Here is a 12,722-nt window from a genome sequence, read left to right on the forward strand (position 1 = left end):
GAACATGTCTGAACATCAGGTAAGGGAAGAATTGACCAAATATGCCCGCAGAGCGGTTGCTCAGGGACTGGTGGTTGGACCTGGGGGGAATCTTAGCGCCCGTTCCGAAGGAACGATGCTTCTTTCGCCGAGTGGTTACGCGCTAGAGGATCTGGAACCTGACGAATGGATCGCGATTGATATTGCGACAGGAGAGACACGTGCCGGATCAACACGCCCTTCCTCCGAGGTGTTGATGCATCTGTATAGCTATCGGGTCAATCCTGATATTCAAGCCATTGTGCATACACATCCGGCATACACCATCGCCCTGAGTCTCGTTTTCGATGAATTGCCTCATTTGTTCCCTGATCAGTCAGCACTGGTGGGCGATATTGGCTTTGTCCCTTATGTTCTGCCCACGACCAAACTTCTTGCTGATGCGGTGGCTGCCAAGGTTGAAGAGCACACAGCGCTCATTCTGGTTAACCACGGATTGGTCACGACAGGTAAAAACTTGCGCGAAGCCTACTACCGCACCCAGGTGGTGGAGGAAAGCGCCAAGGTGTACATGATCGCCAAGGCAGCAGGGGAGCCTAAAGTGCTTACTGCGGAAGAATACAAGGAGATCCAATCTCTTGAAAGTGAAGCTTACCGCGTACAGCTACTGCAACAACTTAAGTCATAGGCGCTCCCATCCGGGTTACATTTGATGTATACCTCGGGCACATTCGGCTATATTTTGTATTAATTGCTTATATAAAAGCACTCATTTTGACCCATAATCATCCAATAGTCCCTAATACAATAACTAACTTTTTTCGACAAGTATTGCATATCCCGAAATACCGAGTATAATACTGGGTAAATAGATGCAAAGGGGATGCAATAAACGATGAAAACACATTCTGAATTGAACTCACTTCTTGTTGACGATTATCTGGATCTCCTGAACATAGCGAAACAGCTAGGTGATGAGGAGTGGAAAGAGGCCATTCTGCAAGCATTGAAAGAAGAAGTGGATGCTAATCATCATCTGGATTCAACCGAGGTCAGACAAGATCTTTGGACTCAATTTGAAGGTATTAACGAACAGATGCATGATCTGTTAATGCAACTGAAAAATGCCGATGGTTCTGAAGAGAAAGAACAGATTATTGAAGCCATTTGGGGACTGAAAGTGGACCGCCATGCCATTACTCGCAAACTTGAAACCATGAGCCGTGCCAGCGCTGGACATCAATAAAGCTCTATCGTTTATTATAAAAAAATAAAAACCCGCGTGCCGCCCTAATGGAATTAATATTTCATGGGTTGGCATGCGGGTTTTGTCTTTGTTGCTGTACTTGTTCTAATTAAGGGTTAGAACTGTTTAGCGAGTGTACGTGCCTCTTCTATAGCTTGCTGTTTGATCTCATCTGCGCGTTCCTTATATTGGTTATGTCCTTCCACAAAAATGCCTTCAAGCTTCGGAACACCCAGGAAAGACATAATAATGCTCAGGTAACGATGACCGGATTCCATTTGGGCCGCAGGTCCTTCAGAATAAATGCCACCACGGGCCTGAATATGCAGTGCTTTTTTGTTGGAAAGCAATCCAACCGGGCCCTGTTCCGTATAACGGAACGTTTTACCAGCTACACAGATGGAGTCGATATAAGCTTTCATAATTGGAGGAAAGGAGAAGTTCCACATCGGTGTTACAAAAACATATTTGTCTGCAGAGGCAAATTGATCGGATAATTCATTCAATCGTTGGACCTTAGCCTGTTCTTCAGAAGTCAATTCGCTACCGGATTGAAGTTTCCCCCAACCACTGAACACATCTGCATCAATATGAGGAATATCCGAGCGATACAAATCCAGATGAATAACCTCATCCGAGGAATGGCTTTCACGATATGCATCCACAAACGCTTTACCTGCAGCCATGCTGAAGGAAGTTTCATGATCATGAGGATGGGCAGTAATATACAATAATGTAGACATACGGTTCTTCCTCTCTATGATGTTTTTTGCCAAAAAGGGCCCACATTAATAAGCGACCGATGTAGTATGCATCGTTTATAACGTTTTATACCTGGATAGTGACCTGGTACTCAATCATGTATAATAAATTGGTGTAAGGTGAATCGAACGATAATAGGAATGAGTGAGATGAGCGCATATGGGAATGGATCTGGAGAAGCAACGATTAAGCATTGAAGCAGCGAAATTGTATTATCAGTCGGATTACAGCCAGCAGGATATTGCGGTCAGGCTGGGCGTGTCACGTCCAACGGTATCTCGGTTACTTCAGTATGCGAAAGATCGCGGTTACGTTCGCATTGAAATTATGGACCCACTGGAGGATATCGACATTATCGCCGGGGAACTCAAGGCCAAGTATAATCTGGATACTGCGCTTGTATGTTTTGCCCCGTTGAAGAGTGATGAAGAAATATTAAAACATATTAGTAAAAGAGCAGCAGATTACTTACAGGATACGGTGCAGGATGCGGACATTATTGGCGTAACCTGGGGGACAACGATGAATGCCGTAGCCCGTCAGCTTCGTCCAAAGCAGGTCAAGGGCGTGGAAGTTGTTCAACTTAAGGGAGGCGTAAGCCATTCCCATGTGAATACGTATGCGGCAGAGATTGTTCATTTATTTGCTGAAGCTTTCCATACGGTTCCCCGATATTTGCCTTTGCCCGTGATCTTCGACAATATTGAAGTCAAAAAAATGGTAGAAGCAGACCGACATATTGGCAGGATTGTGGAGCTTGGCCGACAGGCGAATATTGCCATGTTTACTGTAGGTACAGTGAAGGAAGATGCACTTTTGTTCAGACTGGGGTACTTTAATGAAGAAGAACAGCAATTGCTGATGCATTCAGGTGCGGGTGACATTTGTTCACGTTTTTTTGATGCCGAGGGTCGGTTGATCAGTGAAGAAATTAACAACAGAACCGTCGGAATTGATCTGGCCGAGCTGCGAAATAAGGAAAAATCGATTCTCGTGGCCGGGGGAAGCGTAAAATAGAAGCCATTCATGCTGCGCTCAAAGGCCATTACGCCAACATTTTGGTAACAGACCAATACACAGCTCAGGCTTTGCTCCGATTATAATTCAATGGATGACAACATCTGCCACGCGACATGGGCGGATGTTTTGCTTTCTTAGGCAGAAGCTATATTGTACGATTTCATCCCGGTGAGGGAAGCCTTTTGTTTAATGAAGTTACCATGGAATGTGTTAAGATTTCAATGATGAACAAAAGTTCATATTGATTTTTACATATGTTCATGTTAGGGTAGGGATATAGAAAATAACTAGTTCAGATAAGGGGAGATTTAAATGACTACACCACAATTAGCCAAAATGATAGATCATACCTTGCTTCGTGCAGATGCAACACAAAGTGAAATGGCCAAATTGACCGAAGAAGCGAAACAATATCAATTTGCTTCTGTATGTGTTAACCCGGGCTGGGTTGCTTATGCTGCTGAACAGCTTCAAGGTACTGGCGTAGATATTTGTACCGTTATTGGTTTCCCTCTGGGAGCTTCCACTTCCGAGACCAAAGCGTTCGAAACCAAAGACGCCATCGCCAAAGGTGCTACTGAGGTGGATATGGTCATCAACATTAGTGCTCTGAAAGACGGCAAAGATGACGTTGTGGAACAGGATATCCGTGCAGTTGTTGAAGCAGCAGCGGGTAAAGCTTTGGTGAAAGTCATTATTGAAACTTGTCTGTTGACGGATGAAGAGAAAGTACGTGCATGTCAGGCAGCAGTAAAAGCTGGAACTGATTTTGTCAAAACGTCCACAGGTTTCTCTACGGGTGGAGCAACACCAGAAGATATCGCTTTGATGCGTCGTACGGTAGGCCCAGATGTGGGTGTTAAAGCTTCCGGCGGTGTGCGTAGTCTGGAAGATATGCAAAAAATGATCGATGCAGGAGCAACTCGGATTGGCGCCAGTTCTGGTGTGAAAATCATGCAAGGCGAACAATCTACATCTAATTATTAATTTGTGAGTAACTTAGCTCGATAAATTCCACTAGATGGAATGCTTGGATGCTTTAAAAGGGTTTAACTTGTTCTTCATATCTCTAAATGGATGTGGAGAACAAGTTTTAAAGCTGATCCAAATTTTCTATATTTTAATTAAAACAGAATCATAAAAAACCGAATTTATTGTAAGCGCTTCAACCGTTTTCTGAAAGGTTAATTCATCACATATATGGGAAACCTTTGAGCTGAATGAACATCCGGCTTAACTACCTTCAAAGGAGAGATAGAATGAAATTCCTAATTGCCCTTCTTGGTATACTTGTTGTATTTGGACTAGCTTATCTGGTCAGCAACGGTAAGAAGAAGATCCGATATCGCCCACTAATTATCATGATTGTTTTGCAAGTTATATTGGGATACGCATTGTTGAACACAGAAATCGGTACCTTTTTGATTGGCGGTTTCGCGACCGTATTTGAAAGTTTGCTTGGCTATGCGAATGACGGTATCTCATTTGTGTTCGGTGGCTTGACTACCGTTGGAGCAGACAGTGGGGGCGCGCCATTCTTCCTCAGTGTATTGATGCCGATCGTCGTCATCTCAGCGCTCATTGGGATATTGCAGTATATCCGAATCTTACCTTTTGTTATAAAATATATTGGTCTGGTATTAAGCAAAGTCAACGGAATGGGTAAACTGGAATCATATAACGCGGTTGCTTCGGCTGTATTGGGGCAATCTGAAGTGTTCATTTCTGTTAAAAAACAAATTGGGTTGCTGCCGAAACATCGGCTGTACACCTTGTGTGCCTCGGCGATGTCCACGGTATCGATGTCGATTGTCGGTGCCTATATGTCCATGATTGATCCGAAATACGTGGTTACGGCACTTGTGCTGAACCTGTTTGGCGGTTTTATCATTGCTTCCATCGTGAATCCTTATGAGGTTTCCGAGGAAGAAGATATATTGGAAGTACAGGAAGAGGAAAAACAATCCTTCTTCGAAATGTTGGGCGAGTACATTTTGGATGGTTTCAAAGTCGCCATCGTCGTAGCAGCGATGTTAATCGGTTTTGTTGCTTTGATCGCACTTGTTAACGGGATCTTCAGTGCAGTGCTCGGCATTTCGTTCCAGGAACTGCTTGGTTATGTGTTTGCACCATTTGCCTTTATTATGGGTGTTCCGTGGAAAGAAGCGATTCAAGCGGGAAGTATTATGGCTACCAAAATGGTATCCAACGAATTCGTTGCCATGCTTGATCTGACCAAACAAACTACATTATCTGCCAGAACAACAGGAATCGTATCCGTCTTCCTCGTATCTTTCGCCAACTTCTCCTCGATCGGTATTATTGCCGGTGCGGTGAAGGGACTTCATGAGAAACAAGGTAACGTGGTGGCCCGCTTCGGTCTGAAACTGCTTTACGGTGCATCGCTTGTCAGCGTGCTGTCTGCGATCATCGCCGGACTGTTCTTGTAAAGCCGGATTATTGGAAGGAGTGCTTAAGTTATGTCAACATTTAAAAGAGTACATCTGATCGTTATGGATTCAGTGGGAATTGGTGAAGCGCCGGATGCAGCGGAATTCGATGATTTCGACGTCGACACCTTTGGTCACATTGCACGTGAACGCGGAGGTTTGAACATGCCGCATATGGCCAGTCTTGGACTGTCCAATATTAAGGAAATTGAAGGTGTCCCTATAGCGGATACACCAAAAGCCTTTTACACCAAGATGCAGGAAGCATCCAGAGGAAAAGACACCATGACGGGTCACTGGGAACTGATGGGCCTATACATTGATACGCCATTCCGCGTATTCGCAGACGGGTTCCCGGATGAGTTGATTCAACGCATTGAGGAAAAAACAGGCCGTAAAGTGATCGGGAACAAACCGGCCAGCGGCACGGAAATTATTGATGAATTGGGCGAAGAGCATGTGAAAACAGGTGCCCTGATTATATACACATCCGCAGATTCGGTTCTGCAGATTGCAGCCCATGAGGATGTTGTTCCACTGAAAGAACTGTATGAAATCTGTGAGTTCTGCCGCGAGATTACTCTCGACGATCCTTACATGCTGGGCCGTATTATTGCCCGTCCTTTTGTAGGCGAAGTAGGTAACTTCAAGCGTACAGCTAACCGTCATGACTACGCACTGAAACCTTTTGGCCGTACCGTGATGAATGAACTTAAAGATGGTGGATTTGATGTGATCGCTTTAGGTAAAATCGCAGATATCTACGATGGCGAAGGTGTAACCAAGTCTGTACGTACCGTCTCCAACATGGATGGCATGGACAAACTGTCCGAAACGATGGATGAGGCGTTCACTGGACTTAGCTTCCTGAACCTGGTTGACTTCGATGCCCTGTTCGGTCACCGTCGTGATCCACAAGGTTACGCTCAAGCACTTGAAGAGTATGATGCTCGTCTGCCTGAGATCTTCAGCAAAATGACAGACGATGATCTGCTGCTCATCACAGCTGACCATGGTAATGACCCAACCTACCGCGGGACGGACCATACACGTGAGTATGTGCCACTGCTTGTGTACTCTCCACGCTTCAGTGGGGGCAAAAAGCTTGAACTGCGCAGTACGTTTGCGGATGTTGGAGCAACAGTAGCTGAGAACTTCGGAGTGAAACTGCCGGAATATGGTACAAGCTTCCTGAAGGATTTGAAATAGTCAGCATTCTTATCTTTAACTGAACTTGGGGAAAGTTGTTATTTTCTTGAAACATAAAGTTGGACAGGATAACCACTGGGGCAGCTTCGGCTGCTCCGATCCCTGGCCTTCATTCAATCATATGGATAACTGGAGGAGATTTAATCATGAGTACACATATTGGAGCTAAACCCGGAGATATCGCAGAAACAATCCTTTTACCAGGAGACCCCTTGCGTGCAAAATTTATTGCAGATTCGTACCTTGAAGATGTCGTTTGTTACAACGAAGTTCGCGGAATGCTCGGATTCACGGGTACATATCAAGGACACCGTATCTCGGTGCAAGGCTCGGGCATGGGGATTCCATCGTTCAGCATCTATGCCAACGAACTGATCAGCGAATATGGTGTGAAAAACCTGATTCGTGTAGGAACTTGCGGAGGTATGCAAGAACACGTTCGCGTTCGTGATGTTATCCTTGCTCAAGCTTCATGTACCGATTCCAGCATGAACAAGCTCGTGTTTGGTGGATATGATTTCTCCCCGATCGCGACGTTCTCCCTGCTGAAAGAAGCCTATGACCGCGCAACTGCAAAAGGTATGAAAATTCACGTCGGTAACGTATTCAGCTCCGATTCCTTCTATCGTGACGACCGTTCCGTGACTGAGAAATTGATGCAGCACGGCGTACTGGGCGTTGAGATGGAAACAACTGCACTGTACACACTCGCAGCCAAATTTGGCGTAAACGCACTGACTATCCTGACTGTAAGTGACCACTTACTGACAGGTGAAGAGACTACTGCTGAAGAGCGCCAAAAAACATTCAACGACATGATGGTGGTAGCACTGGAAACAGCAATTACGCTGTAAAAATTACTTATCAATTGATTTTGATCGAAACTTTTGTTTCAAGCACGTAGTGGAGGACCCGGAATCGATTCTAAAGAAGCGAAGCGTTCGCCTTTGTCTCCAAATTTCAACCTTATAAAAGGTTATTCAAAGAAATTTGGAGACAACAGCGATCGAAAGAACGATCCGGGGCCGTAACGGACTAACAACAAAGTGTTCTATACAAATCACCCACAACGAAGGAGAGATCATCATGAGAATGGTAGACATTATTGCTAAGAAACGCGACGGAAAAGAACTGACAACAGCCGAGATTGACTTTGTTGTTCAAGGATATACACAAGGCGAAATCCCTGATTATCAAGTCAGCGCTTGGGCGATGGCTGTATTCTTCAAGGATATGACCGATAAGGAACGCGCAGATTTGACGATGTCCATGGTGAACTCAGGCGAAACCATTGATCTGTCTGCCATCGAAGGTATCAAGGTAGACAAGCACTCCACGGGAGGCGTTGGTGATACTACAACGCTGGTACTGGCACCGCTTGTTGCTGCTCTGGATGTTCCAGTTGCCAAAATGTCCGGACGTGGATTGGGTCACACTGGTGGTACAACGGACAAACTGGAATCTGTTGCAGGTTTCCACGTCGAGTTGGAGAAAGAAGAGTTCATACGCCTCGTTAACGAACATAAAGTTGCCGTTATCGGTCAAAGTGGCAACCTCACGCCGGCAGACAAAAAGCTCTATGCATTGCGTGACGTTACAGCTACCGTTAACTCCATCCCACTGATTGCAAGCTCCATCATGAGTAAGAAAATTGCAGCAGGTGCCGATGCAATTGTATTGGATGTCAAAACAGGTGCTGGTGCATTCATGAAGACAACAGAAGATGCAAAAGAACTGGCACATGCCATGGTAAGCATCGGTAACAATGTAGGACGTAAAACAATGGCTGTTATTTCCGATATGTCCCAACCACTGGGTCTCGCTATCGGTAACGCGCTTGAAGTAAAAGAAGCCATTCTTACGCTGCAAGGTAAAGGACCGAAAGATCTGGAAGAACTCTGTCTGGCGCTTGGACGTCAAATGGTATTCCTTGCTGGCAAAGCAGACTCCCTGGAGCATGCTGAGGAGAAATTGAAAGAAGTAATCCAGAACGGTAAAGCACTGGATAAATTCAAAGACTTCCTGGCAAATCAAGGCGGAGACGCTTCAGTTGTAGATCACCCGGATCGCTTGCCACAAGCGAAATATCTGGTTGAAGTACCAGCAGATAAAGACGGATATGTAGCTGGTATCGTCGCTGACGAAATCGGTACTGCTGCAATGCTGCTTGGCGCAGGCCGTGCAACAAAAGAATCCGAGATCGACCTCGCTGTTGGCTTGATGCTCAACAAAAAAGTGGGTGACCAGGTTAAAGCTGGCGAATCACTCGTAACAATCCATGCCAATCGTGAAGACGTAGCAGACGTAATCGCGAAGATCAAAGAAAACATTACCATTGCAGATCATGCCGATGCTCCGGTATTGGTGCATGATATCGTAACTGAATAATATATCAGGCAAACAAGGTTAACCTTATGCCTGAATTGAATTTAAAGCCCCGAAGCTGTGCATTCCATAGCTTCGGGGCTTTTTCTTATTTATTATGCAAATTATCATACGTCACAACTGAATCTGCACTGGTGTAAATGTAAGGGGTGGATGGCTGATCAACCGGAGTTACCTTCGTCGCCCGAATCTCAATGGTGTCCTCGCCATTCACTTGAGCAGAACCAATGGTGCCATCGATTTGTACCCAACTGTCTGTAGGAAAGCTGTCTGCATTCGGGACATGAATCATCACGCCAAAGGGTGCAGCGTCTGCCGGGCAGCACATCACAAGAAATCTTCCTAATGCAAAATGAGATTCATGCTCCATGCTTTTGTCTCGATATACAAATCCGGTAAGGCTGATGGCCTTGCCTGCGAATTGTCGTTGAAACATGTCGATTGACCCTAATGTCTCGGAGAAGATTTCGGGATATACCTTAATGACAGATTCCGCATATAACTTCTCTGCAAGTTCAGCAAATTCACGACTATACTCATCCGGGGGAACAAATTGTACTTTCGTGGCAGGCACAGATGATTCAACATTTGCAGTTTTTTTGGATAGATCTTTAATGTCCAGTTCTGCTGTATCAGGTAAGGTTTCTTTTCGACGAATCTCCGGAGGTCCATACGTTAGGGACATACCTTTTTGACTGGCCATAGAACTGCCTAGTGCCTGATCCGGCAAAAGAAAACCAAGTACTAATGGAATGGCAATCAATCCATACATCAGCGAGCTGCGTACCCATCCTGAAGGAGGTGGATGCTCACAGTCACAATGGAGCTGGCTAGTACCAAACAGTCCGTGCCAGGCCATGATGGCGGCAATAAACAAAAAGGGAACAGGGCAGCATAGAAGCAATCGCTGCATCGTTGGAGCCAAGTAATAATGAAGAGAATCCGTTGAATTCAAACGAATGATGTATACAGCGAGCCCGCCGATCCACAGCGCACGAATCAGGTTATGCCATTGGATAGGATGAGATTTGGTAACCGGAGCTTTGGGCGCTGTATAACCAGGATGGTTCATGTAATCACCTCTTTTGATCAGATAATACATTCATACATGCTCATACCAAAAGGTTAATCAACCATGACCCTGCGAAAACCAAAGCAATAATGGCCAGGCTCAGGCCAATAACAAACCGGGTGCGGAAGGTGGAAAGCAGCATCAATGTGCTTTTGAAATCAAGCATTGGACCGAGAACCAGAAAGGATAACAGCGGTCCCAACGCAAACGTGTGAGAGAAGGCTGAGGCTACGAACGCATCGGATGTCGAACAGAGAGACAATACATACGCAAAACCCATCATGAAGACATAGGAGGCAACAGGCCCATTACCCAGAGAAATGAGATCACTGCGGCTGATAAAGGTTTGAATGCAGGCTGTTATTAGAGCACCAATCACCAAATATTTGCTCATATCTACAAATTCGTCACCCGCATGGATGAAAAAGCTGCGCCAGTTTTTATCGTGAACGTGATCATGATCGGCAGAATGGGAATGAGGCTGTGCCATTTTAAATCCGGGATGTGTTTTGACCTCCGTCACTGTAGCCTTCGGTTTGCGCAAAGGATTCTGACGGACGAACATATACACCAGACCGCCGATAGCAGCTGCAACAGCAAAGGCCAGTCCCATACGGGCGATCGTAATTTCGGGATGGGAAGGAAAAGCGAGCAGGGTCGCGGTAAAGACAATTGGATTTACAACAGGGCCACTAAGAATAAAGGTCACCGCGATATAGGACGGCATGCCTTTATGCATCAACCGTCGAACGACCGGAATCATGCCACATTCACAGATCGGGAAAATGATTCCCAGTAAACCCGCCACCAGCACGCCTCCGACGGGGTTCTTGGGCGTTAGTTTGCGAATCATTTCCTCAGAAACAAACCATTGCATTAGCGAAGATAACAGCACCCCTATGAGCAGAAATGGAGCGGCTTCGAGAAAAATGCTGATGAATACCGTTTTCATATTTTGTAAGGCTTCACTATTCCATGCTTCTTTCACATTGGGAGCCATCGTGATCAATACGGGAACAAGAAATGCGCAGGGAATCAGGAATGACAGGAGCTTAAGATTGGCTGCCATTTTCATGGGATAGACCTCCAGAACCGGGACTTTGCTAAAATATATGCTTGTACCGTCCGCATCATACTCGTTCTCAGTAATTAATCAACATTTTTACGATTTACATATCTGGAGCAAAACTTGTTATATTGACAGAAGAAACGAGGTTCAGGTATAGTTTATTTTGGTAATAGTAATAATTACTATTAAGTAATGATTATTTTTCAGCCCATCGGTCGAGTGGAAGCTACATAGCATTCCGATTTTTTAGTTTTAAGAGGATAAATGGAAGGGAGTAATTGAAATGACAGAACAACAGGTACAACCCCGAGTTCCGGTGACTGTATTAAGTGGATATCTGGGCGCAGGCAAAACGACATTGCTTAACCATGTGCTTCACAATAGGGAGGGCATGCGAGTTGCTGTCATTGTGAATGACCTGAGTGAAGTTAATATTGACGCTGGTTTGATCCGGGATGGTGGTGGATTGTCACGTATTGATGAGAAGCTGGTGGAGATGTCCAATGGCTGTATCTGCCGCACGCTGCGTGAGGATTTGCTGAAAGAGGTGGAGCTGCTTGCACTGGATGGTTCTTTTGACTATATATTGATTGAATCTACAGGTATTGGAGAGCCAGTCCCCGTTGCCCAGACATTTACGTATATTGATGAAGAGCTGGGGATTGATTTGACGAAATTTACGCGGCTCGACACGATGGTAACGGTAGTTGATGCTGCTCAGTTCTGGCGTGACTTCTATTCCAAAGAAACGTTGAAGGATCGGGGGCAGGAAGCCGGAGAGGACGATGTACGGGGGATCGTTCATCTGTTGACGGATCAGGTTGAATTCTGTGATGTGCTGATTTTGAACAAGTGTGATCTGGTATCGGAAGACGAGCTGCTCAAACTTGAGAAAGCATTGCACGCAATGCAGCCGGAAGCCCGACTTATTCGCACAACACATGGACAGATTGACCCAAGGGAGATATTGAATACCGGTCGGTTTGATTTTGAAAAAGCAAGCCAGTCTGCGGGTTGGATCCGCGAATTAATGAAGGAAGAACACACGCCCGAGACAGAGGAATATGGCATTCACTCATTTGTGTACCACCGGAAACGTCCGTTTCATCCGGATCGTTTGCTTCGCTGGATTGCGAAATGGCCTGATAGCATTGTACGTTCCAAAGGCTTAATGTGGCTGGCTACACGTAACCATATGGCGGTGTCGTTCAGTTATGCGGGAACATCCAAACAGTTGGGACCAGCGGGGTTGTGGGTAGGCGCGATGAGTGACGAAGAGCGACAAATGCATTTTGGTGATACACTTCCGCCTATTCCGGATTGGGATGAGCAGTGGGGCGATCGGGTTACGAAACTGGTGTTTATCGGGATTGACATGGACCGAGCGGAGATCGAACGGACGCTAGATGAGACGCTCCTTACAGAAGAAGAGATGCAAATGAATTGGCGAGAACTGAAAGATCCATTTCCAGCGTGGAGTTGACAAACGTAAAAGCATGGGCTAATATCAATAAATAGTAATGATTACGA

11 protein-coding genes and 1 pseudogene are annotated in these 12,722 nt (G+C 45.5%); 9 read left to right on the top strand and 3 right to left on the bottom strand.

Going from position 1 to position 12,722, the window contains the following annotated elements:
- The first annotated feature begins 4 nt into the window (after positions 1-4).
- Both AC3ITG_RS16205 and AC3ITG_RS16210 read left to right on the top strand, forming a co-directional pair.
- Complete coding sequence (locus AC3ITG_RS16205) at positions 5-667, top strand: class II aldolase/adducin family protein (RefSeq protein ID WP_489250642.1); 663 nt, start codon at positions 5-7, stop codon at positions 665-667.
- 207 nt (positions 668-874) lie between these two features.
- Complete coding sequence (locus tag AC3ITG_RS16210) at positions 875-1,225, top strand: hypothetical protein (protein WP_413378990.1); 351 nt, start codon at positions 875-877, stop codon at positions 1,223-1,225.
- Between the two features lie 116 nt (positions 1,226-1,341).
- On the opposite strand, the gene AC3ITG_RS16215 is transcribed toward AC3ITG_RS16210, so the two are convergent.
- A complete protein-coding gene (locus tag AC3ITG_RS16215; RefSeq protein ID WP_489250643.1) occupies positions 1,342-1,968 on the bottom strand; it encodes an FMN-dependent NADH-azoreductase in 627 nt (208 codons plus the stop codon).
- 184 nt (positions 1,969-2,152) lie between these two features.
- Between AC3ITG_RS16215 and deoR the strand changes: the two are divergent.
- The 6 genes and pseudogenes from deoR to AC3ITG_RS16245 all read left to right on the top strand — a co-directional run bounded on the left by deoR (position 2,153) and on the right by AC3ITG_RS16245 (position 9,054).
- Positions 2,153-3,090: pseudogene (deoR, locus tag AC3ITG_RS16220) on the top strand (DNA-binding transcriptional repressor DeoR).
- Between the two features lie 229 nt (positions 3,091-3,319).
- Entirely contained in the window at positions 3,320-3,994 is a 675-nt protein-coding gene (deoC, locus tag AC3ITG_RS16225; protein ID WP_413378994.1) for a deoxyribose-phosphate aldolase, read from the top strand.
- A 272-nt stretch (positions 3,995-4,266) separates the two neighbouring features.
- On the top strand, positions 4,267-5,457 hold the full coding sequence (locus AC3ITG_RS16230) for a NupC/NupG family nucleoside CNT transporter (RefSeq protein ID WP_053780590.1): 1,191 nt from the start codon (positions 4,267-4,269) through the stop codon (positions 5,455-5,457).
- Positions 5,458-5,487: 30 nt separating this feature from the next.
- Positions 5,488-6,666 carry a phosphopentomutase gene (gene deoB, locus AC3ITG_RS16235; RefSeq protein WP_489250644.1) on the top strand — a complete coding sequence of 393 codons (1,179 nt, stop codon included), beginning with the start codon at positions 5,488-5,490 and terminating at the stop codon, positions 6,664-6,666.
- A 146-nt stretch (positions 6,667-6,812) separates the two neighbouring features.
- Complete coding sequence (deoD, locus tag AC3ITG_RS16240; protein WP_489250645.1) at positions 6,813-7,520, top strand: purine-nucleoside phosphorylase; 708 nt, start codon at positions 6,813-6,815, stop codon at positions 7,518-7,520.
- A 232-nt stretch (positions 7,521-7,752) separates the two neighbouring features.
- Positions 7,753-9,054 carry a pyrimidine-nucleoside phosphorylase gene (locus tag AC3ITG_RS16245; protein WP_113054643.1) on the top strand — a complete coding sequence of 434 codons (1,302 nt, stop codon included), beginning with the start codon at positions 7,753-7,755 and terminating at the stop codon, positions 9,052-9,054.
- A gap of 85 nt (positions 9,055-9,139) precedes the next feature.
- Here the strand turns inward: AC3ITG_RS16245 and AC3ITG_RS16250 are convergent, their stop codons facing one another.
- Positions 9,140-10,123: a TIGR03943 family putative permease subunit gene (locus AC3ITG_RS16250; protein WP_489250646.1), complete on the bottom strand. Its 984-nt coding sequence runs from the start codon at positions 10,121-10,123 to the stop codon at positions 9,140-9,142.
- A 40-nt stretch (positions 10,124-10,163) separates the two neighbouring features.
- Entirely contained in the window at positions 10,164-11,198 is a 1,035-nt protein-coding gene (locus tag AC3ITG_RS16255) for a permease (protein WP_489250647.1), read from the bottom strand.
- Positions 11,199-11,475: 277 nt separating this feature from the next.
- On the opposite strand from AC3ITG_RS16255, the gene AC3ITG_RS16260 reads away from it, so the two are divergent.
- The gene (locus tag AC3ITG_RS16260) at positions 11,476-12,675 is read left to right on the top strand and encodes a CobW family GTP-binding protein (protein ID WP_489250648.1); all 1,200 of its coding nucleotides are present in this window, start codon (positions 11,476-11,478) and stop codon (positions 12,673-12,675) included.
- The last annotated feature ends 47 nt before the right edge of the window (positions 12,676-12,722 follow it).

This window comes from Paenibacillus sp. GL_099_B (genome assembly GCF_057835695.1).